Annotated in this window: 21 protein-coding genes; 9 read left to right on the top strand and 12 right to left on the bottom strand. The window is 72.2% G+C overall.

Going from position 1 to position 25,571, the window contains the following annotated elements:
- Positions 1–291 precede the first annotated feature (291 nt).
- From ACYVNR_RS00105 to ACYVNR_RS00065, 9 genes are all read right to left on the bottom strand, one after another.
- The gene (locus ACYVNR_RS00105) at positions 292–2,067 is read right to left on the bottom strand and encodes an ABC transporter ATP-binding protein (protein WP_461045668.1); all 1,776 of its coding nucleotides are present in this window, start codon (positions 2,065–2,067) and stop codon (positions 292–294) included.
- On the bottom strand, positions 2,067–3,788 hold the full coding sequence (locus ACYVNR_RS00100) for an ABC transporter ATP-binding protein (RefSeq protein ID WP_461045666.1): 1,722 nt from the start codon (positions 3,786–3,788) through the stop codon (positions 2,067–2,069). Before ACYVNR_RS00100 ends, ACYVNR_RS00105 begins: the two co-directional genes overlap by 1 nt.
- Positions 3,789–3,918: 130 nt before the next feature.
- The gene (gene mnhG, locus ACYVNR_RS00095) at positions 3,919–4,284 is read right to left on the bottom strand and encodes a monovalent cation/H(+) antiporter subunit G (protein WP_461045664.1); all 366 of its coding nucleotides are present in this window, start codon (positions 4,282–4,284) and stop codon (positions 3,919–3,921) included.
- Positions 4,281–4,580, bottom strand: a complete 300-nt coding sequence (locus ACYVNR_RS00090; RefSeq protein ID WP_045187571.1) for a monovalent cation/H+ antiporter complex subunit F — start codon at positions 4,578–4,580, stop codon at positions 4,281–4,283. Before ACYVNR_RS00090 ends, mnhG begins: the two co-directional genes overlap by 4 nt.
- A complete protein-coding gene (locus tag ACYVNR_RS00085; RefSeq protein ID WP_045187569.1) occupies positions 4,577–5,206 on the bottom strand; it encodes a Na+/H+ antiporter subunit E in 630 nt (209 codons plus the stop codon). Before ACYVNR_RS00085 ends, ACYVNR_RS00090 begins: the two co-directional genes overlap by 4 nt.
- Positions 5,203–6,822 (bottom strand): Na+/H+ antiporter subunit D, encoded by a 1,620-nt coding sequence (locus ACYVNR_RS00080; RefSeq protein WP_045187567.1) that lies wholly within the window; start codon positions 6,820–6,822, stop codon positions 5,203–5,205. The genes ACYVNR_RS00085 and ACYVNR_RS00080 overlap by 4 nt, the downstream gene beginning before the upstream one ends.
- Positions 6,819–7,391 (bottom strand): NADH-quinone oxidoreductase subunit K, encoded by a 573-nt coding sequence (locus tag ACYVNR_RS00075; protein WP_461045661.1) that lies wholly within the window; start codon positions 7,389–7,391, stop codon positions 6,819–6,821. Before ACYVNR_RS00075 ends, ACYVNR_RS00080 begins: the two co-directional genes overlap by 4 nt.
- A complete protein-coding gene (locus ACYVNR_RS00070) occupies positions 7,388–10,246 on the bottom strand; it encodes a Na+/H+ antiporter subunit A (RefSeq protein ID WP_461045659.1) in 2,859 nt (952 codons plus the stop codon). Before ACYVNR_RS00070 ends, ACYVNR_RS00075 begins: the two co-directional genes overlap by 4 nt.
- Before the next feature lie 101 nt (positions 10,247–10,347).
- The gene (locus ACYVNR_RS00065; RefSeq protein ID WP_458803060.1) at positions 10,348–11,031 is read right to left on the bottom strand and encodes a hypothetical protein; all 684 of its coding nucleotides are present in this window, start codon (positions 11,029–11,031) and stop codon (positions 10,348–10,350) included.
- Positions 11,032–11,101: 70 nt separating this feature from the next.
- Between ACYVNR_RS00065 and ACYVNR_RS00060 the strand changes: the two genes are divergently transcribed.
- The 8 genes from ACYVNR_RS00060 to ACYVNR_RS00025 all read left to right on the top strand — a co-directional run bounded on the left by ACYVNR_RS00060 (position 11,102) and on the right by ACYVNR_RS00025 (position 20,014).
- A complete protein-coding gene (locus ACYVNR_RS00060) occupies positions 11,102–11,881 on the top strand; it encodes an SURF1 family protein (protein ID WP_045187561.1) in 780 nt (259 codons plus the stop codon).
- Positions 11,878–12,252, top strand: coding sequence for a DUF3817 domain-containing protein (locus tag ACYVNR_RS00055; protein WP_045187559.1), 375 nt, complete (start codon positions 11,878–11,880; stop codon positions 12,250–12,252). The genes ACYVNR_RS00060 and ACYVNR_RS00055 overlap by 4 nt, the downstream gene beginning before the upstream one ends.
- A gap of 173 nt (positions 12,253–12,425) precedes the next feature.
- Entirely contained in the window at positions 12,426–13,316 is an 891-nt protein-coding gene (locus tag ACYVNR_RS00050; protein WP_461045657.1) for a hypothetical protein, read from the top strand.
- A gap of 3 nt (positions 13,317–13,319) precedes the next feature.
- Positions 13,320–13,625 carry a hypothetical protein gene (locus ACYVNR_RS00045; RefSeq protein WP_461045655.1) on the top strand — a complete coding sequence of 102 codons (306 nt, stop codon included), beginning with the start codon at positions 13,320–13,322 and terminating at the stop codon, positions 13,623–13,625.
- Between the two features lie 56 nt (positions 13,626–13,681).
- The gene (gene guaA, locus ACYVNR_RS00040) at positions 13,682–15,271 is read left to right on the top strand and encodes a glutamine-hydrolyzing GMP synthase (RefSeq protein ID WP_045187557.1); all 1,590 of its coding nucleotides are present in this window, start codon (positions 13,682–13,684) and stop codon (positions 15,269–15,271) included.
- A gap of 277 nt (positions 15,272–15,548) precedes the next feature.
- Positions 15,549–16,535 carry an AfsR/SARP family transcriptional regulator gene (locus tag ACYVNR_RS00035; protein ID WP_052677055.1) on the top strand — a complete coding sequence of 329 codons (987 nt, stop codon included), beginning with the start codon at positions 15,549–15,551 and terminating at the stop codon, positions 16,533–16,535.
- 74 nt (positions 16,536–16,609) lie between these two features.
- Entirely contained in the window at positions 16,610–19,264 is a 2,655-nt protein-coding gene (locus tag ACYVNR_RS00030; RefSeq protein ID WP_461045651.1) for a PKD domain-containing protein, read from the top strand.
- Positions 19,265–19,495: 231 nt separating this feature from the next.
- Entirely contained in the window at positions 19,496–20,014 is a 519-nt protein-coding gene (locus ACYVNR_RS00025) for a hypothetical protein (protein ID WP_461045649.1), read from the top strand.
- A 71-nt stretch (positions 20,015–20,085) separates the two neighbouring features.
- Here ACYVNR_RS00025 and ACYVNR_RS00020 read toward each other — a convergent pair whose 3' ends face one another.
- Positions 20,086–20,571, bottom strand: a complete 486-nt coding sequence (locus tag ACYVNR_RS00020; RefSeq protein ID WP_461045647.1) for a hypothetical protein — start codon at positions 20,569–20,571, stop codon at positions 20,086–20,088.
- A gap of 151 nt (positions 20,572–20,722) precedes the next feature.
- Between ACYVNR_RS00020 and asnB the strand changes: the two genes are divergently transcribed.
- Entirely contained in the window at positions 20,723–23,362 is a 2,640-nt protein-coding gene (gene asnB / locus ACYVNR_RS00015; protein ID WP_461045646.1) for an asparagine synthase (glutamine-hydrolyzing), read from the top strand.
- Between the two features lie 36 nt (positions 23,363–23,398).
- Here the strand turns inward: asnB and ACYVNR_RS00010 are convergent, their stop codons facing one another.
- Both ACYVNR_RS00010 and ACYVNR_RS00005 read right to left on the bottom strand, forming a co-directional pair.
- Positions 23,399–25,078 (bottom strand): long-chain-fatty-acid--CoA ligase, encoded by a 1,680-nt coding sequence (locus tag ACYVNR_RS00010; protein ID WP_461045644.1) that lies wholly within the window; start codon positions 25,076–25,078, stop codon positions 23,399–23,401.
- A 153-nt stretch (positions 25,079–25,231) separates the two neighbouring features.
- Complete coding sequence (locus tag ACYVNR_RS00005) at positions 25,232–25,468, bottom strand: hypothetical protein (protein WP_461045642.1); 237 nt, start codon at positions 25,466–25,468, stop codon at positions 25,232–25,234.
- Positions 25,469–25,571 lie beyond the last annotated feature (103 nt).

The raw sequence follows: 25,571 nt of genomic DNA, 5'->3' as shown, positions 1-25,571 counted from the left end.
TCCAGCCTCCAGCTCGGCCCTGTCGAGCGAACCGCTCGCCCCCACCTCTGATTCTAGGTCGCATCGCCCCACGTGGCGGTGAGGACGGCGGCCGACGTGGCGACGGGTCGGGCGAACGATGAAGGGGTGAGGCCGTCACCCCTCAGAGACGGCCCCACCCCGCGGCGCACGAGCCTTCAACCGGTCGAGAATCGGCCCGGCACCGCGCTGACAACGACGTGCACGGGTGGGGGTTACGGGGGTTGTCATTTCTTTGCGAAAGTATTTTCCGGCGCCCCGGGGCGCCCGCGCTCAGACGGCCGGCTGCGGCTCGTCGCGCCACGAGCGCCACAGCGCGGCATACGCCCCGTCGGCCGCGAGCAGCTCCTCGTGCGAGCCGATCTCGCTGATGCGCCCGTCCTCGACCACGCAGACGCGGTCGGCGTCGTGCGCGGTCATGAGCCGGTGCGCGATGGCGACCACGGTGCGGCCCTGGACGACGGCCGCGAGGGACCGCTCGAGGTGGCGGGCCGCGCGCGGGTCGAGCAGCGACGTCGCCTCGTCGAGCACCAGGGTGTGCGGGTCGGCGAGAACGAGCCGGGCGAGGGCGAGCTGCTGCGCCTGGGGCTCGGACAGCCGGTGGCCGCCGGAGCCGACGACGGTGTCGAGACCGTCGGGCAGCCCGAGGGCCCAGGCCTCGGCGTCGACGGCCTCGAGCGCCTCGAGCAGCTGCTCGCGCGAGGCCTCCGGCCGCGCCAGGCGCAGGTTGTCCTCGAGCGAGCCGACGAAGACGTGGTGCTCCTGCGTCACGAGCGCCACCTGCCCGCGCAGCTGGGCGAGCTCGAGGTCGACGAGGCGCACCCCGCCGACGTCGACGCGTCCCTGGCGGGGCCCGTCGATCCCGGCCATGAGCCGGCCGAGCGTCGACTTGCCGGCGCCGGAGGGTCCGACGATGGCGAGCCGCTCGCCGGGCTGCAGGTCGAGCGAGACGCCGCGCAGCACGTCGCGACCGGCACGGTACGAGTAGTGGACGTCGTCGACGTCGAGCCGGTCGTCGGCCGGCTGCTCGCCGGTCGCGGACCGGTCCGGGGGCACGTCCGCGATGCCGATGACACGGGCGAGCGAGGTCGCCCCGACCTGGATCTCGTCGAGCCACGAGATCAGCTCGTCGAGGGGGCCGGCCATCTGCTGCACGTAGAGCGCGACCGCGGTGACCGTGCCGGCCGTGGCGAGGTCGCGCGAGATGAGCCAGCCGCCCCAGAGCAGGGTGACGGCCACGGGCGCGAAGAACGCGAACTCGACCGACGGAAACCAGCGCATGCGCAGCCGCAGCGTGTAGCGCTCGGCGTCGTAGCAGTCGCGCAGCGCGTCGTCCATGCGGCGACGGCGACGGTCGCGCAGCCCGAGGGCGTCGACGGTGCGGCCGCCGTCGGCGGACTCGGTGACGACGCCGTTGAGGACGGCGTACGTCGCCCGCTCGCGCAGGTAGCCGTCGGGTGCGAGACGCAGGTAGCGGCGCGTCGACAGCACCAGCACGGGCACCCCGACGAGGACCGCGAGCGCCACCTGCCAGCCGGTGAGGAAAGCAGCCACGAGCGTGATCGCGGTCGTGACCGCGCCGACGAAGATCGCGGGCACGCCGAACCGGATGACGTGCGAGAGCGCCTCGACGTCGTTCGTCGTGCGCGACACGAGGTCGCCGGTGCCGGCGCGCTCGACGGTCGACAGCGGCAGCTCGACGACCCGGCCCATGAACTGCTCGCGCAGCTCGGCGAACACGGTCTCGCCCATGACGAACGACGCACGACGGGCGAACCACGTGACGACGGTCTGCAGGACGACGGCGCCGGCGATCCACAGCGCGAGGGAGTTGACGACGTCGAGCGACCGGCCGTGGCTGATCTCGTCGACGAGCAGGCCGATGACGCGTGGTGCGACGAGGCCGGCGACGGCCGCGACGGCGTGCAGCCCCACGACCGTGGCGAGGCTGGCCCGGTGTCGGCGCAGCAGGCTGCGGGTGTGGGCGCGCACCGACGCGGTGTCGGCGACGGGAAGCGTGCGCGTGGACGGCGCTGGTGTCAGCGACATCAGTCCTCCTCTCCTCGGACGACGGTGCGTCGGTAGTCGGGGTGCTCGGCCATGAGCCGGTCGTGGGTGCCGGCCGCTGCGACGGTGCCGTCGCGGAGGAAGACGACGTGGTCGGCCTTGTCGAGGATGAGCGGGCTGGCCGACATCACGACGGTGGTGCGGCCCCGGCGGGCGGCGGTGAGGCGTTCGGCGATCCGGGCCTCGGTGTGGGCGTCGACGGCGCTCGTCGGTTCGACGAGCACGAGGGTCTCGGCGCCGGTGAGCAGGGCGCGGGTCAGGGCCAGTCGCTGGCGCTGGCCACCGGAGAAGGCGCGGCCGCGCTCCTCGACCTCGTTGTCGAGACCGCCGGGCAGCGCCTCGAGCACGTCGTCGCCGCTCGCGACCGCCAGCGCCTCGAGGATCGTGGCGTCGTCGTGGTCGCCCCACGGGTCGAGCTCGTCGCGCAGCGTTCCCGTGAAGAGGCGAGGGTCGTTCTCGGACACGACGATCCGTCGCCGCACGTCGGCGAGGGGCGCGTCGGCCAGCCGGGTGCCGTCGAGGCGCACGTCGGTCTCGGCGGCGCCGAAACGGCCCAGCCGGTCGGCGAGCGCGGCGGAGTCCTCGGGGCGTGCCGAGACCACGACCGTGAACCGGCCCGGCTCGATCGAGACGTGGCTCGTGGGGTCGTGCAGCCGGGCGGGCCCGGGCGGCAGCGGCTGGGTCTGCGCGGCCTCGGTCTGGTCGGGCTGCACCGCGAGGATGCGGGTCAGCTTGCGCGCGCCGATGTGGGCACGGGTCGCGCGGTCGACCATCTCGGTCGCGGTGCGCAGCGGGATGACGAGGAAGGCGGTGTAGCCGTAGAACGCGACGAGCTGGCCGGCCGTGATCTGCCCCTCGATGGCGAAGCGGGCCCCGAGCCACACGACGACGAGCACGAAGATGCCGGGCAGCAGCACCTGGCCCGCGTCGAGCGCGGCCTGGTAGCCGGCGACCCGGTTGCCCACCTCGCGCACGGACTGCGACTGGACGGCATACCTGCGCAGGAAGGTCTGCTCGCCGCCGATGCCGCGCAGCACGCGCAGACCTGCGACGGTGTCGGCGCCGAGGCCGATGAGCTTGCCGGACTCCTCGCGCTGCGCGAGCTGGCGGGCCTGCAGCGGTCGCACGATGAACGTGAGGGCAGCGACGAGCACCGGCACGCCGATGAGCACGACGAGCCCGAGCGGGGCCGAGGCGCCGAGCAGGATGAGCGCGACGACCACGTAGGAGACGACCGAGCCGGCGAAGCGGGCGAGCACGTCGTAGAGCCCACCGATGCGCATCGAGTCCGAGCTGACCGTGGCGACGACGTCGCCGGTCGGGACCGCGCGCGTCAGCGCCTCACCGGTGTCGGCGGCCTTGTGGCCGACGAGCTGGGCGGAGCGGAACGCACCCTGCATCCAGTTGACGACGGCGTACCGGTGACGCATCATCCCCGACAGCGCGCTCACGGTGACGAGCCCGACGAGGATCGCGCACCACCGCAGCAGAGCGCCGGAGTCGCGGCCGATGATGCCCTCGTCGATCGCCTTGCCCATGGCCGCAGGGAAGAGCGCCTGGCTCACGAGCCACACGATGCCGAAGCAGATCGCGACGGTGAGGGTGCGCCACTGGCCCCTGCCGACCCAGCGCAGGTATGCCGTCGGGCTGGAGATGACGGGGGTGCCGGGGTCGGCGTGGGGCAGTGAGATCACTTGGTTCATTTTACGTTCGGCGAGAACGCGACTCATGCCATTTTCCGTCGGGGTCACGGCCCGACCGTAAGAGTTCGAGTGGACGTGAGGTCAAACCCCGATGGGGTATGCCGTCGGGCCGCTCACCGGGAGGGCGCGGTCAGCGCGTGGGGTCCCACCCCGAGCGCTCGAGCGCGTCGGAGAGCTCGTCGACCTCGAGGGTGCCGGAGTCGACGCGGCGGTTGCGGTATGCGGCGCGCCCGACGAGGTGGGCCGAGACGGGCGAGGTGAAGAACTGGGTCGCCGCGAGCAGCACCAGGGTGGTCAGGGCCGCCCAGGTGCGCAGCGTCAGCGCGAGCCCGGCGAGGATGAGGATGAGCCCGAGCGTCTGCGGCTTGGTGGCGGCGTGCAGCCGGGAGAGCGTGTCGGGGAAGCGGATCAGCCCGACGGCTCCGGCCAGGCAGAGGAACGAACCGAGGAGCAGGCACACGCCCCCGCCGGCGTCGAGCACGTCCGTCCAGGTCATGGCTGCTCCTTCGTCTCGCGTCGCACGTCGGTGGGCTCGTCGGAGTCGCGCGACAGGAAGCGCGTCACGGCGACCCCGCCGACGAAGCCGACGAGGCCGAGCACCATGAGCAGCGGCAGGTAGGTCGAGGTGCCCTGGCGCGCCGACTCGATGGCGACGCCCGCGACGACGATGACGAGCAGGATCTCGGCCGCGACGATGCGGTCGAGGTTGCTCGGGCCGCGGAACAGTCGCACCAGCACGAGGGCGGCCGCCCCGCCGAGCATCGCGAGCGAGAGGGCGAGCACGATCGTCATGGCTGTTCCTCCTCGTCGGGGCGCTCCGGAGCAGGGCCGGGGTCTCGGGGGCCCTCGACGGCCTCGATCTCCTCACGCGAGCCGAACGCGCGCACCACGCGGCGCTCGACCTCGAGCACGTGGGCGCGCTGGGCGGCGATGCCCGCCTCGTCGTGCACGTCGAGCAGGTGCAGGTAGAGCACCGAGGTCGACCGCCGTGCGTCGACGACGACCGAGCCCGGAACGAGCGCGACGAGCTCGGCGGTGATCGTGAGGTAGAAGTCGGAGCGTGAGCGCAGCTGCACCTCGATCACGGCGTTGCGCGGCCGGTGGCTGCCGAGGGCCAGGCGCATGACCTGCCACGACGCGACGACGAGGTCGGCCAGGAACCGCACGATGAGCCACACGAGCCGGTGCGGCCGCAGTCGCCCCTGGAACTCGATCGACGGCAGCGGGAACGCGTAGGTGACGACGAGCCCGACGAGGATGCCGTTGACGACGTTGCCCCACGTGACGCGGTCCCACAGCAGCACCCAGGCGAGGGCGATGGTGGCCACGGCGCGGGGCTGCAGCACGCGGCGCCGACGGCGCGGCGCGTCGGGCTCGGGCGACGGGGGTGGCACGGCCGGCCGGGTGGTCACGCTCATCGCCGCACGTCCTGGGGTAGCACCGTGGTGATGTACGGGTCACGGGCCGCGAGGTCGCTCGCGGCCCGCTGGGTGTAGGCGAAGAGCGGGCCGGCGACGAGGGTGATGGCGAGGCCGACCGCCGTCATCGCCGCGGTGGCGCCCAGCATCGTGCGGGGCAGGGTGCGCGGAGCGGTGTCGACGACGACGGCCGTGGCCGGGTCGGCGGCCGGGTCGACGTCGAGGGTGCCGGCACCGAGGGCCGCGACGGTCTCGGTCGAGTGTGGGGCGTCGGCCAGGGTGCGCCAGAACGCCTGGCTCCACACCTTGGCCAGGGCGTAGAGGGTGAGCAGGCTCGTGACGATGCCGCCGACGACGAGGAGCCAGGCGAGCGGTGTGCCGACCTCGATGCCGGCGTGCAGCAGCCCGATCTTCGCCAGGAACCCGGACATCGGCGGGATGCCGGACAGGTTCATGGCCGAGACGAAGAAGAGCGTCGCCAGAACCGGCGACGCGACCGCGAGCCCACCGAGCCGGTCGAGCGAGGTGGTGCCGCCGAGCCGCTCGACGAGGCCCGTGATGAGGAAGAGCGCCGTCTGGATCGTGATGTGGTGGGCGACGTAGAAGATCGCGCCGGCCGTGCCGTGGGGCGTGGCGAGGGCGATGCCGAAGATCATGTAGCCGATGTGGCTGACGAGCGTGAACGACAGGATCCTCTTCAGGCCCGACTGCGACACCGCGCCGAGGATGCCGATGACCATCGTCAGCAGGGCCGCCCACATGAGCAGCCCCTGCAGCGGCGAGTCGGGGAAGAGCAGGGTCTGCACGCGGATGATCGCGTAGACGCCGACCTTCGTCAGCAGGCCCGCGAAGACGGCCGTGACCGGTGCCGGGGCCGTGGGGTAGCTGTCGGGCAGCCAGGCCGACATCGGGAAGATCGCCGCCTTGATCGCGAACGCGGTGAGCAGGCAGAGCTGGAGCACGAGGGCGACGCCGGGGGCGAGGTCGCCGATGCGGATCGCGAGCTGCGCGAGGTTGACGGTGCCGGTGGCCGCGTAGACGGCGGCGATGCCGACGAGGAAGAGCGCCGAGCTGAGCAGGCTGACGACGACGTACGTCGTGCCGGCGTGGATGCGCGACGCCGCACCGCCCACGGTGATGAGCACGTAGGAGCTGAAGAGCAGGATCTCGAAGCCGACGAAGAGGTTGAACAGGTCACCGGCGAGGAAGGCGTTGGAGACGCCCGCCGAGAGCACGAGGTAGGTGGGGTGGAAGATCGTGAGCGGCGTCTCGCTCTCGTTCTCCTCGTCGCTGTCGGCCTGTCCCTGGCCGATGGCGAAGACGAGCACGAGCAGGGTCACGATGCCGGAGACGAGCAGCATGAGGGCGCTCAGCCGGTCGGCGACCAGCGAGATGCCGAGGGGCTCCTGCCACGCGCCGAGCCACAGCACCTGCGGTCCGCGCGCGTCGGTCTGCCACACGAGCACCGCGGCGACCGTGACGACCGCCGCCAGCACGACGATGCTCACGCTGCGCTGCAGGCGCGGGGAGCGGCGGAAGGCGAGCGTCAGGGCTGCGCCGAGCAACGGCAGCAGCACCGGCAGGGGCACGAGGTTCGGCACCGGGAAGTCGGTCATCTCGGATCGCCCCCCGCGCGGGCGGTCATGGTCCCGGACGGCTCGGTGCCGGACGGCTCGGTGGCGGACGGCTCGGTGCCCGAGGACCCGGCGCCGGAGACGACGCCCTCCTCGGCCAGCTCGTCCGAGGTGGTCGTCGACGCCTCGGAGGGGTCGTAGGTCGACGACGTCTGGTCCTCGAGGGCGAGGCGCTGGATGCGGGCGTCCTCGGCGTCGTCGGGCACGTCGTCGGTGCCGGAGACCTGCCACAGCCGGTAGGAGAGCGCGAGGAGGAAGCCGATCGTGGCGAGCGAGATGACGATGGCGGTGAGCACCATCGCCTGGGGGAGCGGGTCGCTGATCGCCGCGGGGTCCTCGCCGACGAAGGGCGCCCGACCTGCTCGCCCGCTGATGACGAGGTAGAGCACGGCCACGCCGTTGCCGATGAGCACCATGCCGAGCAGCACGCGCACGAGGCTGCGGTCGAGCGCCAGGGCGGTGCCCGTCGCGACGAGGAAGACGGTCACGAGCACGAGGGTGAGGTTGGGCTGGAGCGTCGACTCGATGAGGGTGGGGGCCACGGTGGTCACGTGCGGGCCACCTCCCGCTCCTGCTCGGACTCCTCGTCGGCGATCTGCCGGTCGATGCCCGTGCCGAGGCTGCGCACGATGTCGAGCATCATCCCGACGACGATGAGGTAGACGCCGATGTCGAAGAAGAGCGAGGTGACGAGGTGCACCTCGCCCCAGGGCGGCAGCGTGAAGTCGACGGCGGTCGTCTCGAGGATCGTGCCGCCGAAGGCGAGCGGCGCCAGGGCCGAGCCGACCGCGACGAGCAGCCCCAGCCCGACGAGCAGGCCGGCGTCGAAGGGCGCCGCCTCGTCGAGCTCGTAGCGGCCGCCCGCGAGGTAGCGCACGACGAGCGCGAGCCCGGCGACGAGGCCGCCCGCGAAGCCGCCACCGGGCTGGTTGTGCCCGGCGAAGAGGAGGAAGAGCGAGGCGGCCAGCATGACGTGGAACACCAGTCGCGTGACGACCTCGAAGATGACCGAGCGCTTCTCCTTGCGCATGGTGCGACCGCCGTGCAGCCACGTGCCCCGTGCCGGGTTGCTCGAGGGCAGCGCCTTGGCCGTCGCCCGCGAGAGCCGCGTGTTGCGGGTGCGCACGAAGATGAGGCTCGCGATGCCGGTGGCGGCCGCGACGAGGACCGAGACCTCACCGAGGGTGTCCCACGCGCGGATGTCGACGAGGGTGACGTTGACGATGTTCTTGCCGTGGCCGAATGCGTAGGCCTCCGTGGGGAACTCGGCTGAGACCGGGTCGGCGGTGCGCCCGCCCGACGCGACGAGGGCGATGAGTCCGACCGAGGCGCCGACGGCGACGCCCAGGGCGATGCGCCACGTGCGCGACGGCGAGTGCGGGTGGCGCGTGAACTTCGTCGGAAGTCGCCGAAGGGCCAGCACGAAGACGACGAGCGACACGGTCTCGACGAGCATCTGGGTGATCGCGAGGTCGGGGGCGCCGTGCAGGACGAAGAGGAGCGAGACGCCGTAGCCGGTGGCGCCGACGAGCATGACCGCCGTGAGCCGGCGTCGCGTGACGAGCACCAGCACGGCGGCGGCCACCATGAAGACCCCGACGACGGCCTGGCCGACGTTGTCCCACAAGCGGATCGACGGCAGCGTGCCCCGGGTGAGGGCCGCGGCCCCGGGCAGGGCGACGAAGACGATGAGGATGGCGGCGAGGTAGATGGGCAGTGAGCCGCGCTGGGTCACGGCCGTCGTCTCGACGGCGCCTCGGTCGACCCATCGCATGGTGCGCGAGAACCCGCGCTCGCCGTCGACGAGGGCTGGCACCCTCGCCTGCGCCCGCCCGACGACGTCGCGGCGGACGAAGAGCAGCAGTCCGACGGCCACCGAGACGAGCGAGAGCCCGAGCGGCACGGTCAGGCCGTGCCACAGCGCGAGCGAGGGCGGGGTGTCGCCGAGCGGGGACGAGACGGCATACGGCATGAGCCACGGGGACTCGAGCGGCGAGAGCAGCCCGAGGAGCAGGCAGCCGACGCCGAGCAGCAGCGGCGAGAGCACGAAGCCCGGGTGGGCTGCCTTGACCGGGGTCGGGTCGACGCCCGGCTTCGTCGCGAAGGCGCCCCAGAGGAAGCGGGCCGTGTAGGCGACGGTGAGGGCAGACCCCGCGACGACCCCTGTGACGGCCAGCCAGCTCCAGGGGCCGGGAAGTGGCGTCGAGGTCTGGACGTCCTGCCACAGCGCCTCGAGCGCGCTCTCCTTGGAGACGAACCCGGCGAGCGGGATGATGCCTGCCATCGACAGGGCAGCGAGCGTGGCCGGGACCGACACCGGCAACAGCCGTCGGCCGACACTAGAGAGCTCACGCAGGTCGCGCGTGCCGGTGCACTTGTCGACGACTCCGACGGTGAGGAAGAGCGTCGACTTGAAGAGGCCGTGCGCGATGACGAGGGCCAGCGCCGACAGTGCGGAGGTCTTGGTTCCGAGACCCGCGATGGCGACGATGAAGCCGAGCTGGCTCACCGTGCCGTAGGCGAGGAGCAGCTTGATGTCGTGCTGCCGCAGCGCCCGCCACCCACCGACGAGCATCGTGAGGAGCCCGAGCCCGACGGTCAGCGCGTGCCAGGCCGGAGCCCCGGCGAACGCGGGCGCGAGCAGGGCCACGAGGTAGATGCCGGCCTTCACCATCGCCGCGGCGTGGAGGTAGGCGCTCACGGGCGTCGGCGCGGCCATGGCGCCGGGCAGCCAGAAGTGGAACGGCACGAGCGCCGACTTCGACAGGGCGCCCACGAGGAGCAGCACGAGCGCGGTCACGGTGACGGCGTCGAGCGGCGGCGGGTCGGCGAGGAGCTCGCTGATGGAGTAGGTGTGGTGGACACCGACGGCGATGATGCCGATGAGCATCGCCAGGCCGCCGAACGTCGTGACGATGAGCGCCTGCATCGCCGCACGACGGTTCGTCGAGCTCGCCGGGTTGTGGCCGATGAGCAGGTAGGAGAAGACGGTCGTCAGCTCCCAGAAGACGTAGAGCACGAGCAGGTTGTCGGTGAGGACCAGCCCGAGCATCGCGCCGGCGAAAGCGGTGAAGACGGACGTGAAGCGCCAGAGCGTGGGGTCGCGCTCCGCGAAGTACCAGGTGCAGTAGAGCAGCACGAGCGCACCGACCCCGGTGACGAGGAGGGCGAGCACCCACGACAGCGTGGTGAGCCGGAAGTCGAGGTCGATCCCGAGCCCCGGGACCCACGAGATGCGTTGTGTCGGAAGGTTGCCCGCGCGAACGTCACTCGAGACGGAGACGAGCCAGCCGAACGAGACAGCGGGGGCGACGGCGAGGACCGGGAAGGCCTTCCTACGAAGCACTTTCGCGAGCCATGGCGCGACGACGGCGGCAAGCAGGTGCAGGAGCAACAGTTGCGCCACGGCGGCCCCTCGGTCGTCGGGTGTGCGCGGATCGGTCCACGTCAGGTCGTGGCCGCAATCCTACGTGCTCGAAGCGGCCGCCCCGACCTCGGGCCTGCCCGCTAGAACGTGACGAAGGTGCTGCGCGCGACGAAGAAGCCGTGCCGCGACCCGCTGTCGACGCACGTGACACCGGCCTCCTCGCTGAGGCAGGCGACCGGGTCGAGCGAGGCGGTGCGCGAGCCGTAGGGCAGCTTCGGCTCGCCACCCTCACGGATCGTGTCGGAGTTGCAGACGGGGAAGGCCCCGGTGCGCTCGAGCTCGAGTCGTCCGATGTCCTTCGGCCCGTCAGGTGGGCAGATCGAGGGCAGCGGCGGGGTGACCCGACCTGACCGGACCTCGCACGCGGCAACGGGCATCGGGGCGCCCCCGAGGTTGCACACGATGTTGCCGCTGGGGGTCACGAAGCGGTCGGTGACCGACGCGGCGCTCGGGGCCGCGACGATGCGGGCGCGCGCCTCGGCGTAGGAGTGCGGTGCGCCCCGCTGTCGTCCGGCGGCGAGCTGGGTCGGGACGCCGCTCGGGGAGGGTTGGGGGTTCACGGTGCGCGCCGACGTCGCGGTCGGAGCCGGTGCCGACGGTCTCGTGCCGGCAGGCGCGTCGACGAAGACCGTCACGGTCGGCCGGGTCGACGGGATGTCCGTGCCGCACGCCGCCACGGGGGAGACGCACGCGAGCAGGACTGCCGGCGCGACGAGAACGGCGCGTGACGGCATACGGCCTCGACGGTGGCGCAAGGGTGGCATGGCGCAGGAGTCTGGCACGGATGGGTGCCCGGGGCAGGTCGGAGACGAGGGGGTGACCTACCCTTGGGACGTGTTCCGGCAGCTGCTCACCCCCCGCTGGGTCGGCATGATCGCCGGCCTGCTGGTCGTCGTCGCCGCCTGCGTCTGGCTCGGCCTGTGGCAGCTCGGGGTCGCCCGCGACTCGGGCCGGCAGGAGGCGGTCGCCGCCGCCTCGACCCAGCGGCGGGCGCCGCTCCAGCAGGTCACGGCCGCCCACAGCGACTTCCGTCCGGAGCTGTCCAACCGTCCCGTCACCGTCACGGGCACGTATGCCGCCGAGCGCAGCCTGCTCGTCGTCGACCGTCGGCTGGGCGGCCGGGTCGGCTCGTGGGTGGTGACGCCCCTGGTCACCGACGGTGGCACCGTGCCGGTGCTCCGAGGGTTCGTCGAGGGCACCCCGTCCGCGGTGCCGGCGCCGCCGGTCGGTGTCGTCACGGTCAGCGGCACGCTCGGGCCGGGGGAGTCGCCCCGTCCCGGGACTCCGCTGCCGGCGCCGCAGGTGCGCTCCATCGACCTCGCGGTCCTCGTCAACGAATGGCCGGGTGACCTCTACAACGCCGTCGTCCTCGCCTCCGCGGAGACGGCCGGCCCCACCGCGGGCGCCGACGTCGCGCAGCCCGGCCTGACCCGCGTGCCGCCCCCACCGCTCGACGCCCCCCTGAACCTGCGCAACGCGGCATACGCCGTGCAGTGGTGGGTCTTCGGGATCTTCGCGATCTGGATGTGGTGGAAGATGTTCCGAGCAGAGCAGCAGGCGGAGGACCCCGTCGCTGCACCGAGAGACGCACCGAGAGAAGGCGCGACGACGTGAGCACGTACCCCCAGACCCTGGCCAAGCCGCAGCAGATCCGGTCGGCCCTGTCGATCTACCGCGTCCTCGCGACCGTGGCCGGCATCGCGCTGTTCGTGCTGATCCTCGAGATGGTCATGAAGTACGCCTTCAAGCAGACCAACGTGCTCACCGAGTACTGGAGCCCGATCCACGGCGTCATCTACATGGCGTATGCCGCGTCGGTCGCGAACCTCGGCATCAAGTCCGCGTGGGGCATGGGTCGCATCGTCAAGAACCTGCTCGCCGGCTTCGTCCCCGTCGTGCCGTGGATCGCCGAGCGGCGCAACACGGTCGCCACCGAGGCGCTGCTCTCGCGGGCCTACGCGGTGGGCGGGTCAGAGTCCGTCTAGTCCGTGGGTCCGGACCCAAGCGGGCTGGGGACCCGAATCCGCAGATGTCGTTCTATCTCCGAATTCCGTTGCGCTGCAGGCCGTCTTAGACATATGGGATTCACCTGCGGACGTCTCGACGCCTGCCTAGATTTGAGGTACTGAGCACGACGGCCTCCAGCAAGGGGGGCGCAATGACCTTCATCGGCACGGCAGACGTTGACCTTCGGGACGCGCAGGAGGCATCCCGCGGCAGCAGCAGCCGCGACGGACCCCCGCGGCCCGACCGGGGCGGCAGGACGCCCGGGGCGGGCGGGCCCGGCCCCGTGGCGGCGCAGCGACACGGCCGCTCCGTGCTCGCGGTGGGTGCGTGCCTCGTGGTGCTCGCCGGATCCGCCCTGGCCGAGGCCCGCACCGACGTCCTGACGTCGCCCTCGGCCACGACCTCGGCGCAGGGGCAGGCGCAGGCTCAGGTGCCGGCAGAGCGTGCCCGCACCCCTCGGTCGCTCACGCCCGACCGGCTGTTCGGGGCGCTCCCCTTCATGGCCGGGCTCGGCGCGATCCTGGTCGGACCGGCACAGCGCGCCGCTGCAGCGGTGCCCCCGACGGCGGTCCTCACACCGGTGTCGGCCCTCGTGAGGCCCGGCGCCCCCGGCTTCACGCACCCCCTCGGCGGGACCGCGACGTACTTCCCCCTCGTTGCCGGCACGCGCTACACGTACGAGGGCACCGTCACCGACGCCGACGGCACCCACCGGCACCAGCTGGTCTTCGTCGTCACCGACCTCGTCAAGAGGGTCGACGGGATGGATGCCCGCGTCATCCTCGACCGGGACTACAGCGACGGCGTGCTCACCGAGTCCGAGCTCGCGTTCTTCGCCCAGGACGACGCCGGCAACGTGTGGACCCGGGGGGAGTACCCCGAGGAGTACGAGGACGGCGCCTTCGTCGGCGCCCCCAGCACGTGGGTCACCGGCGTGCGTGGCGCACGCGCCGGGATTCTCGTCCCGGGCACGGCCGCGCCGGGGACACCGCCGTTCGTCCAGGGACGCGCTCCCGCCGTGGGCTTCTACGACGTCGGGTAGGTCGTGGCGACGGGGCTGCGCGTCTGCGTGCCCACGGGCTGCTACTCCGGCGTCGTGGAGGTCAAGGAGTCGGCCCCCGACGCTCCGGACGACGGCATCCAGCTGAAGTACTACGCGCCCCGGGTCGGGGGGGTCCGCATCGCGGCGCAGGGCGGCGACTCGCGGGAGGTCATGGTGCTGAGGTCGCTCGCACGTCTCGGCGCCCGTGACCTGCAGGTGGCGCGCACCGAGGCGCTGCGCCTCGACCGTCGGGGCTACACGGTCTCGAAGGACTACCGGGCGACCGGGAGGGCGCACCTGGCCGGCTGAGCCGCCCATCGGGCGGCGGTCCGGGCCGCACCTGCCGGGCAGATAGGCTGGCGCCCGTGAGCGAAGCGCAACCGACCGACCTGCAGAGCCACCCCGTCCTCGTCGTCGACTTCGGCGCACAGTACGCCCAGCTGATCGCCCGACGGGTGCGCGAGGCGCAGGTCTACAGCGAGGTCGTCCCTCACTCGATGAGCGTCGCCGACATGCTCGCCAAGGAGCCCGCGGCGATCATCCTCTCCGGCGGCCCGAGCTCGGTCTACGAGGACGGCGCCCCCCGCCTCGACCCGGCGTTGCTCGAGGCCGGCGTCCCGGTCTTCGGCATGTGCTACGGCTTCCAGTCGATGGCCCAGGCCCTCGGCGGCACCGTGGCGCGCACCGGAGCCCGCGAGTACGGCAAGACCGACGCAGCCATCAGCGACGTCGAGTCGACCCTCTTCGACGGGCAGCCGCCGAGCCAGGTCGTGTGGATGTCGCACGGCGACTCCGTCAGCGCCGCCCCCGACGGCTTCGCCGTCACCGCCACCACGGCAGGTACGCCGGTGGCCGCGTTCGAGGACGACGAGCGGCGCCTCTACGGCGTGCAGTGGCACCCCGAGGTGCTGCACTCCGAGCACGGCCAGCGGGTCCTCGAGAACTTCCTCTGGAAGGGCGCGCGCATCACGCCCGACTGGACCCCCGGCCACGTCGTCGACGACCTCGTCACGACGATCCGCGAGCAGGTCGGCGAGGACCGCGTGCTCTGTGCCCTGTCGGGTGGCGTCGACTCCTCCGTCGCGGCGGCCCTGGTGCAGAAGGCCGTCGGCGACCAGCTGACGTGCGTGTTCGTCGACCACGGCCTGCTCCGCGAGGGCGAGGCCGAGCAGGTCGAGAAGGACTTCGTCGAGGCCACGGGCGTCGACCTCGTCGTCGTCGACGCCCGCGAGCGCTTCCTCGAGGCGCTCGCCGGCGTCACCGACCCCGAGACGAAGCGCAAGATCATCGGCGAGCAGTTCATCCGCGTCTTCGAGCAGGCTGCGCGTGACGTCGTCCACGACCGCGGCGACGAGGAGCACCCCGTCAAGTGGCTCGTCCAGGGCACGCTCTACCCTGACGTCGTCGAGTCGGGCGGCGGCGAGGGCGCGGCCAACATCAAGAGCCACCACAACGTCGGCGGCCTGCCCGACGACCTGCAGTTCAAGCTCATCGAGCCGCTGCGCACGCTCTTCAAGGACGAGGTGCGCCAGGTCGGCCTCGAGCTCGGCGTGCCCGAGGTCATCGTCTGGCGCCAGCCGTTCCCGGGCCCGGGCCTCGGCATCCGCATCATCGGCGCCGTCGACGCCGAGCGCCTCGCAGTGCTGCGTCGCGCCGACGCGATCGCGCGCGAGGAGCTGACGAAGGCCGGGCTCGACCGCGACATCTGGCAGTGCCCCGTCGTGCTGCTCGCCGACGTCCGTTCGGTCGGCGTCCAGGGCGACGGCCGCACCTACGGCCACCCGGTCGTGCTGCGGCCCGTCGCCTCCGAGGACGCGATGACGGCCGACTGGGCCCGCGTGCCCTACGACGTCCTGGCGACCATCTCGACGCGCATCACCAACGAGGTCGAAGAGGTCAACCGGGTCGTGCTCGACGTCACGAGCAAGCCGCCGGGCACCATCGAGTGGGAGTGACGTCGGCGCCCTCGTCCCGGCGCCGCGGCCCCGTACGGAACTGAGCACTCGACGCTGAGCTTGCGTCGAGTGCTCACTTCTCGACGTGACGGTGTGACCGCCTGAGCCGAACCGCGCCTCGGTTTCGTCCTCTTTTGTCACGGGGGTAACACGTCGGCGGTGCCGTCCGAGGCCGAAAAGGCACCCAATTTTCGGCGCGGCCGGCCACCGATGCTGGCGCGTGCCGCCCCGCGGACCCGCTCCCATCATGGACTCACGTCCTTGAGGGGGGATCGTGATGAAGCGACACGGGGAACGTCTGAGCATCAGGCTCTGTGGGGGTCTGGCGCTGAGCGGTGGAGGTGCCACGCTCGGCCCGCGCCAGCTCGGCGGCGCCAAGGCGCGGCAGGTGCTGCTGGCGCTCTGCCTGCACCGGAGCGGTGTCTCCAAGGCGCGGCTCATCGAGCTGCTGTGGGGCTCGGCCGCTCCGCACGGGGCGACCGCGACGCTCGAGTCGTACGTGAGCCTCCTGCGCCACCGTCTCGAGCCTCTGCTCGGCACCGGCGAGAGCCCCGTGCGCACGATGGCCGGCGGCTACCGGATCGACGTCGACGGCATGGAGCTCGACGTCGACCGCTTCGAGCGGCTCCTCGTCCTCGCGCGTGAGGCCGGCACCGACGCCGCCGCGGCGCTGAGCCGCTACGCCTCGGCCCTCTCAGCCGTCCAGGCGCCGCTGCTGCCCGAGGAGGACGCGGTCTGGGTCACCGAGGCGCGAGAGACCCACGACGCCGAGGTCCTGCGCGCCACCCTCGAGGCAGCCGAGCTGGCACTCTCCGCAGGAGCCCACGGGCAGGCCGAACGCTGGGCCGCCCAGGCACTGCAGCGCGACCAGTTCTCCGAGTCGGCGTGGCTCGTGCTGCTCCGGTCGTTCGAGCTGCGCGGCCAGCACGCCGACGGGCTGCGCGCGTACGCGTCCTGCCGGTCGCTCTTCGCGGCCGAGCTCGGCTGCCCACCCGGCGTGCGGGTGCGGGAGGTCTTCCCGCGGCTGCTCGGCGCCGACGCGGACCACCACGACGACGAGCTCGACGAGCTGGTCGACGCCGTCTTCCGGCTCCACCTCGCCCTTGCCGCCGATCCCGCCAGGGACGCCGTCGGTATGCCGCGTGGTCCCGCCGTCGGCGACGCCGGCCTGCTGACGCGGGCGTTCGAGGACGACTCGTCCCGGCTCAAGCAGCTGCTCGACGACGTGACGAGGCAGCTCTCCGTGACACCGGTGTCGGCATGACCGCCCGGAGGCTCACCACCCGAGCCGAAACACCCAGCACCACCACGAGGAAAGAACGCAGGAGGAGGACGGCAATGTTCAGTCAACTGGAAGGTGCGCTCACCGGGCGCACCGCCGGCGGATCGGGTGAGGGGGGTGGCTCGCCTCGTCGACGCCGACTCCTCTCGGCCGTAGCCGCCATCGCTCTCGCCGGAGGCCTGGCACCGGTGGCGAGCAACGCCGCGAACGGTGCGGTCGCACCGCTCGTCGCCCCCGCGATCAACCCCGTGGTGGCCTCGAGCACGCAGTTCGACATCACCGGTTTCATCCAGACCGCAACGGTCGACACGCCTGCCGACGTGCACTCCGGAGGCGTGCTCACCGTCAACGGGCACACGATCATCATCCCGAAGGAGACCGTCGTCATCCTCCCGGCGAGCGCTCTCACCTGGCAGGAGCTCTTCACCCACGCGCCGGCCCCGTGGGGACCGACCCAGACGGGCATGGCCCTGGCCGACTCGCCCAAGCCGCTGACGACGTACGAGGTGCACGTCGTCGGCAACCGCGTCGTCAACGCGTCCGGTGACCGCTACATCGCGGGCATGGTCGACATCTCGCAGCAGGACCTCAACAACGGGGCCGGCTACGTCAACTTCATCGACTACACCACGGGCGAGCTCGAGGTCGGCGGCAAGACCGGCGTGGCCGGCACCGGCACCCGCGTCCGCATCAACGATCCTGCGGTCGGCACGACCGGCACGGGGCGCTACGGGCGCGCCGCGTCGCCCGACGACCGCTTCCAGGTCGACCAGGACAACCCGACGATCCTCGCCGAGACCGGCTTCCCGATGTGCATCCCGCGCTCGGCGCCGACGACGACGGACGACGACGCACTGTGCCCCCAGGCGAACCGCCCGGTCTACGACGGCACGGACAGGTCGGGGATCACCCCGCAGCCGGCGCTCCCCGTGCTGGGTGCGGCCTACACCATGTTCCGCATGGACTCGCCGGCCGACGTGACCGCGGGTACCTGCCTTCGCAACCCCTGCGCCGACCCGCGCAAGCAGGCCCCCTTCGAGATCGGTGACTACGTCACGTTCGCCGGCAACCTCGTGGAGGAGTCCGCCAGCGTCAAGTACGTCTCGGCCCACACGATCGTCGCGAGCCTCGGCATCTACACCCAGCCCGGTGTCGACCCGGCCTACGTGTCCGTGGACGTGTCGCTCATCGGCACCGGTGGCCTGACGGTCTTCGGCGCGGGTGAGGCAGCCGTGCGCACCCGCTTCGAGGGCATGAGCACCGACGAGACACGTCTCGTCCGCCTCTACGGCGTGGACATCAACCCGGTCACCGGCGCCACCAGCGACCGCGAGTGGGGCACGATCATGCCCGATCCCGGCCCTCCCGGCGGTGCGGTGCGCGGACGCTGGCGGTTCCGTCCGCCATGCACCGCGACGGTCGCGACGCAGAAGGCCTGCACGCCCCCTGCCGGCGGTCAGTTCATCCCGCCCACCCGTGAGGTGCGAGCCGTCATCGACGGTGGCTCGCAGTTCAAGCCGGGCACGATCGAGGCGAACCCGAACAGCCAGGTCCCCGGAACGCCGGGCTCCCAGACGGCCGCCAACGGCATCTACTACGGGCAGTACCACGCCCCCATCGGCGAGTACATCTTCCCGGAGAACGTCCCTGGCACCGCCGTGCCCGAGAACAACTTCAACACGATCCCGTTCCTCGCCTACGGCGGCTACCAGTCGCTGACCGGCACGCAGGCCGGCGTGCTCGACCCGTGGCCGAGCGACGTCACCCCGCCCGCAGTGGTGTGCGCGACGCCGACGCTCAACGGCGCGCCCTACTCGGTGGCCAACGGTGGCAGCGTCCAGCTCTCAGGCAGCATCCCGGCAGGAGCCTCCAGCCCGGTCACGCTCCAGTGGACGGCGGGAACCGCAGCCGGCGGCACCAACCTGAACGGTGCGCTCACCGGTGCCAGCACCACCACGCCGACGTTCAACGCGTCCGGTCTGGCAGCCGGGACGTACCACCTGACGTTCACCGCGTCGAACCCCTGTGGTGTGGCCTCGGTCGCCACGACCATCACGGTCGCGGCAGCACCCCCGCCCACCATCGCGCCGATCCAGAACCAGACGGTGACGGCCGGCAACCTGGTGACCCTCACGGCCACGAGCAGCTCGCTGCCCACGCCGACGTGGGCCTGGACCCAGAGCGGCGGCACGGCGGTCACGACCTCGCAGACACCGTCTGCGGCCACCGCGACCGGCTCGTCGCAGCTGAAGTTCACGCCTACTGTCGCAGGCACCTACACGTTCGACGTCGTGGCGACCAACAGCCAGGGCTCGTCGCCGGCGACCACCGTCACCGTGACCGTGACGGCGGCCGTGCCGACGAACATCACCCTGACGCCGGTGGAGTACCGCACCAGCAAGCAGCGGCTGATCGTCACGGCGACGTCGACCGACACGACCGTGAGCTCGATGCGGCTGCTGCCCTACCTGACGGAGTCGGGCACGACGTTCGACCCGGCGACGCTGGGAGCGGCGAACCTCACCGTGTCCCTCGTGGCACCCGGTTCGTTCACGGTGACCGCGGTCGGCGCCCCGCCGCCCGCCTGCAACCTCGGCGGCACGTACGCCACGCCGTGTGCGCAGTCGCCGATCACGGTCAAGGCGCTCAACGCGGCCGGAACGGTGATCGGGACGAGCCCGCCGTCGAAGCTCGACAAGATCAGGCAGTAACCAGCCTGACCGACGGTGGCTGCCGGGGTCGCTCGACCCCGGCAGTCACCGGAGCGCCCGCTCTCGTGGCGCGGGGGGAGCCGCCACCGCCTCGAGAGCACCCCAGGACGTTGTCGTCGGGGTCACCTCCCCCCGGACCCCGACGGCAACCCTGTCCATGTACCCGACGTGCATCACACCCGGCCCGCCCAGAAGCGCGCCGGGTCCAGCGGCTCTCGAGGAGGTCCTGCAATGTCCCTTCCCCACCTGGCACGGCGTGGACTCCTTGCCTCGACGGTGGCCGTGCTCGCCGGTGGCTTCCTGTCGGCCTGCGGGGCCCAGACTCCCGCACCAGCGTCGCCGGCCACGCTCGTGCCTGCTTCGGCAGCTCCCGGGCCCGCGCAGCCGACGGCCGCGGCGTCGGCTGCGCTGGCCGTGGCGCCGCCGCCCGGACCCTCAGTGGGGCAGCCGGTGCAGCCGGTGCAGCCGGTGGGAGCCGACCGCGTCGACGTCGACAAGTGCTGGACGAACGCCACCGCCACCTCGGGCGGGCAGCTGCTCGTCAGCGCGCGGAGCTCGGACCGGGCAGCGCGCCTGTTCGCCTACCGGGCCGACGGCCGGCTCATCGGCGAGGTCCAGAACGGTCATGGCCAGCGTTACGGCGGCACCGTGTTCGCCTGGCAGGCAAACGACCCGGGCACCGTGACCGTCCGGAGCAGCTCCGGTGGCAGCGCCACCGTGCACACTGCCCCGTGGCGTGCGGAGAACTGAGGCCATCGCACGCGGACGAACGTATGCCGCCTGGGGGGCCAGGCGGCATACGCAGTCTCTGGGTCGACGGGTCAGAGGCCCGTGGCGGCGATGTAGGCGCCCGGGTTGCCGTTCGGGTTCACCAGCACCCGCGGCATGTGGCAGTACTTCGGCAGCCAGACCTTGCCGTCGAGGCGGGCGTCGCCGTCGGTGTCGAGGGGGACGCTCTTGGTCGTGCCGACGACCATGTTGTTGCACACCACGCTCGCGCTGATCGTCTTCACCGCCCCGGTGCCGGTGCCGGGGATGACGAGGCCCTCGACACGTACGCGGACCCGCCCGTCCGAGCGGACGCGAGCCATGCCCTCGTCGATGACCCACGGCCTGCCGCCGGGTCCCACCATGGCGATGACCGGGCCGTCAGGCATGCTGCCCTCGAGGTGGGCGCGGAGGATGGTGTGGCCGGACCGGTGGTGGCCGGACGAGCTGTCGCTCGCGGAGGCGGTGGGGGCCACGAGGGTGGTGAGGCCGAGGACGGCTCCTGCCACGAGTGCGGCACTGCGGGTCGGTCGGTGCATGACGTGCTCCTTCTCCGTTGAGGGTGCTCCCCAATGGACGACGCTCATCCGCGGCAGCCCGGTTCACGTTCTCGCGAGTTTTGTGCGGCGCCGGTGCGGGGCACGGCGGGGGTGGGGCGGCCCGGGTCGCCGCCCGTCTAGGGTTGACCCCATGTGCGGAATCGCCGGACACCTGGGTGTCCACGCCGACGAGGCCCTGCTCGACCGACTGCTCGCGACGCATCCGGGCGCGGGCCCTGCGTCGACGGCGCGCGACGGCGACGCCGGGCTGGCTGCTCGCCCGGCGCACGACGCGACGGGGCTGGACCGGCTCTCGACCGGCCGCGGCGGTCGTTTCACGCTCGCCTTCGACGGCGAGCTCTACAACCGGTCCGAGCTGCGTGCCGACCTCGAGACGCTCGGCCACGACTTCGGTGTGGGCAGCGACGCCGAGGTCGTGCTCACCGCGTTCACCGAGTGGGGCACCGACGGCCTCGACCGGCTCGACGGCGCGTTCGCCCTGGCCGTGTGGGACCGCGACACCCGCACCATGACGCTGGCGCGCGACCACTTCGGCGTGCGTCCGCTCTACGTCGCCGCCGCCGGGTCGGGATGGCTCGTGGCGAGCGAGATCCGGGGCATCCTCGACAGCGGCCACCACGAGCGCCGCCCCGACGACCGCACCATCTACCGCTACCTGCGCTTCCGGGTCCACGACGACGGCCCGGCGACCTTCTTCGCCGGCATCGAGCGCGTCGGCGCAGGCGAGGTCGTGACGCTCGGACCCCAGGGCATCGAGCGCCGGCGCTACACCCGGCTGCGTGAGGAGCTCGCCGAGCTCGCCCGCTCGCCGCGTGCCTACACGCCGGCTGCGGCGGACGAGTTCCGCTCGTTGCTCACCGCGGCCGTACGCCGTCGGTCGGCCTCCCCGGGGCGCGTGGGCACCGCGCTGTCCGGCGGCATCGACTCCGCGGCCATCGCCGCGCTCGTCGACGCGGTCGAGCGGGAGGCGGGCGGGTCGGACGTGCAGGACACGTGGTCCGCGGTCTACCCGGGCTCGCGCATCGACGAGCAGGCGCAGGTCGACGCCGTCACGGCGTCGCTCGGGTCGCGGGTCGACGCGCACCGCTTCGAGCCGACCCCGTCGGAGTTCAAGAAGGACATGCGCGACCTCGTGCGCACCCAGGAGGAGCCGCTCGGTTCGACGGGTCCCTACACGCAGTACCGCGTGCTGCAGGAGGCCGCGCAGCGCGACGCCGTCGTGCTCGACGGACACGGCGGCGACGAGCTGCTCGGCGGCTTCGGGGCGCACCACCTGATCCACCTGCGCGGGCTCAAGGGCCGCAGCGCGGCGCTCGCCGCCTCCGAGCTGGGCCGCTCCCTCGACGTGCTCGTGCGCCGCGGGCGTCCCCACGTCGGCGACCGGCTGCGCGGCCGCAAGGCCGTCGCCGTCACCTCGCTCCTGGGCGCCGAATTCGCCCGCGCGCACGCCGGTGAGACCCACGAGACCGAGCGCACCGACCTGCGCAAGCGCCTCGTCGACGACCTCTTCGTCGACTCGCTGCCGTCGCGGCTGCGCGCCACCGACAAGAACGCCCGCCGGTTCGGGGTGTCGGTAAGGCTGCCGTTCGTCGACCGCGAGCTGGCGCGCTTCGTCTTCGGCCTCGACGACGCCGCCCTCATCAAGGACGGTCTCGGCAAGCGCGTGCTCCGCGACGCGATGCGCGGCCTGCTGCCCGACCCGGTCGTGGAGCGCCGCGACAAGGTGGGTGCGAGCACACCGCAGGCCGACTGGTTCATGCGCCTCAAGAACCACATCTACGGCGAGTTCCTCTCCGAGTCGTTCGCCAACCGGCACTACTTCGACCAGACGGCGGTGCTGCACGCCTTCGAGGGCTGGATCAAGGGCACCAACTCCGTCGACTCGATGACGATCTGGCGCATCCTCAACGTCGAGCTGTGGCTGCAGGAGTTCTTCGACGAGCGCGCGCCCGAGGCCGAGACCGGCGACGCCGCCGCCCCGGTCAAGACCGACTACGAGCCCAACGCCCGCAAGCAGCTCGACCTCGTGACGGCCGACGGCACCACGGTTCGCCGCTACCCGCTGCGCACCGACCTCTACGCCCGCGAGGACGACCTCGAGGCCAAGACGATGGCCTACATCGACCGGTTCTTCTCGGGCCTGCTCGAGGCCGGCGACGAGCACGTCGCGGCGACGACGGGCCGTTGGTACTTCTTCATCTCCGAGAAGATCGTCGCCATCACGCAGGGCCGGTCGTTCTTCATCTGGGACATCAAGGTCGGTCGCCCGGCGCGCCTGCTGAGCCGCTACGTCACGCGCACGCCGGCGGGCATCGGGCTCGGGTCGCCGTTCACGATGCAGCTGGCCATCGAGGAGGCCGGCCTGCCGCGCGTCCTCTTCGCGTCGGCCGGCGGCGCCATCGGCAAGGTGCTCGGCAAGCGAGGGCTCTTCTACGACCTGGTGGGCGGCGACATCCGCGCCATCGACGGCCCCACCGAGTACTCCGTCTACCCGGCCAACGTGTCGGCCAAGCTCGGCCCGAAGGACCCCGACGAGGTCGCTGCGCGCCTGTCGGCGGCGATCCGCGAGCGGGTGCCGGCGGCATACCGGGACTCGTTCGGCGGCACCGTCGTCATGGACGCCAACGACATCGGCCGCAACGTGCTCGGCAAGGACGCGCCCGGGTCGAAGGAGCACTACGAGCTGATGTTCGCCGACAACCCGCTCGGCCAGGGCTCGGAGCAGACCCCCATGGCCATCGTCTTCGAGCAGCCCGCCGCGACCGGGTGACCCCTGGCTGGTCGGGAGTCCACGTCGGGCCGCCCTTCAGCCCTCGATGAGGCCGTCTCGCACCTGCTTGCGCAGGACCTTCCCGATCTGGGAGCGCGGCAGCTCGTCGACGACCACGACCCAGCGGGGAACCTTGTACGCGGCGAGCCGGGACCGACACAGCGCGCGCACGTCGTCGACCTCGAGCTCCACCCCCGGCTCGACGGTCACGACCGCCACGACCTCTTCGCTGCCGTCCGTCCTGGGCAGGCCGACGACGGCGGCATCGGTGACGCCGGGGATGCTGCGCACGACGGCCTCGACCTCCGACGGCATCACGTTGAAGCCGCCCGTGATGATGAGCTCCTTGATGCGGTCCACCACCGAGACGAAGCCGTCCTCATCGACGACGACGATGTCGCCGGTGCGGAACCAGCCGTCGGCGAGCAGCGCCTTTGCCGTCTCCTCGGGCTTGCCCCAGTACCCGCCGAAGACCTGCGGCCCACGGATGAGCAGCTCGCCACGCTCGCCGACGGGACGGTCGTGGGTCGGGTCGTCCGGATCGACGACGCGGATGTCGGTGCTCGGGAAGGGCACGCCCACGGCTCCCGGTCGCCGCTCACGGCCGATGGGGTTGCCGATCGCGACGGGCGAGGTCTCGGTGAGCCCGTAGCCCTCGACGAGGAGGCCGCCGGTCACCTCCTCCCACAGCTCCAGGGCCTCGCGGGGCAGCGCCATGGCGCCTGAGATCGCGAATCTCGCTGCGGTCAGGTCGATCCCGCGCTCGCGAGCCGCCGTGGCGAGCCGCTGGTAGATGGGCGGCACTGCCGGCAGGAAGGTCGGCGGATGCTTCTGGGCCGCGGCGAGCACGAGGTCGACGTCGAACCTCGGGAAGAGGACGAGCCGTGCGCCCACACTCATCGCGAAGGTGAGGCAGAGGGTCATGCCGTACGCGTGGAACATCGGCAGCACGGCGTACACGACCTCCTGTCCCGGTCGCAGGCCAGGCACCCAGGCGCGGCCCTGTGCGGCGTTGGCCACGAGGTTGCGGTGGCTGAGCATGGCGCCCTTGGGCACGCCGGTCGTGCCGCTCGTGTACTGGATCGCCGCGAGGTCGTCCACGCCCGGTCGGCGCACGGACGGCGCGAGCGGGCCGTGCCGCAGCAGGTCGGACCACGGCCTCGTGCCGGTCGACGGCCCCGTGAGCTGGGCCTGCAGCTCCCGAGCCCGACGAACCGGCAGCCGCAGCGCCATCCGCTTCGTCCACGGCATCGAGGCCGTGATGTCGACGGCGACGACGTGCTCGACCCCCGGGAGGTCTGCGACGGCACCGGCGACCTTGTCCCACACGACAGCGACGGTCGCCCCGTGGTCCGCGAACTGGTGGGCCATCTCCGTCGGTGTGTAGAGCGGGTTGTGCTCCACGACGACCGCCCCGAGCCGGAGCACCGCGTAGAACGCGACGATGTGCTCGGGACAGTTCGGCAGCACGAGCGCGACGCGGTCGCCCTGCAGCACACCGAGCCGGCGCAGCCCCTCGGCCGCCAGGTCGACGCGCCGTCCCAGCTCCGTGTAGGTGAGCTCGGCGCCGAAGAACTCGAGAGCCGGACGCGGCCCGTACGCGGCAACGGCCGCGGTCAGCAGGTCGACAAGTGAGTCCGTGGGAGCGTCGATCCCGGCCGGCACCCCCTCGGCGTAGTGGGCCACCCAGGTGTGGTCGAGTCCCGCGGTCGTCATGCCAGCCTCCGTTGCCGGTCTCCTGCCGCGCCGTACGGCAGGCTCAGTATGGCGGTCGCGCACACGTGCGTATGCCGTCCGCCCCGTCGTCGCTCGACGTCGCCGCCGCGTCGCCGGCGCCCCGGCGGCCACCCGGCATACGCAGTCCGCGTCTCAGCCCGGCGCACGATGGCGACCTGGCCGTCGCGCCGGGGCGGGCCCGGAGGGGACGAGAGCGAAGGCGCCCTCCTCCTCCTGGCTGTTGTGGAGGCGGCACACGGCGTAGAGCCCGTAGAGCAGCCGGCGCAGCTCGGTGACGTCCTCGGGGGTGACCTGGCCCGGGACGATGCCGGTGAGCAGGCGCCGCAGCCGCGAGACCTGGTGCTCGATCTCGGCGTGGGTGCGGCGCATCGTCGCCGTGGCCGAACCGCCGAGCGCTCGGGCGACTAGGTGTACCCGGCCATCAGGTTGGTAGCAGCCGGCTGGTTGGTGGTTTGCCTCCGAGGGCGCTGTG

This window comes from Terrabacter koreensis, from assembly GCF_054783315.1.
The sequence above is the reverse complement of the archived record's forward strand: the minus strand, read 5'-3'. Positions and strand labels throughout refer to the sequence as shown.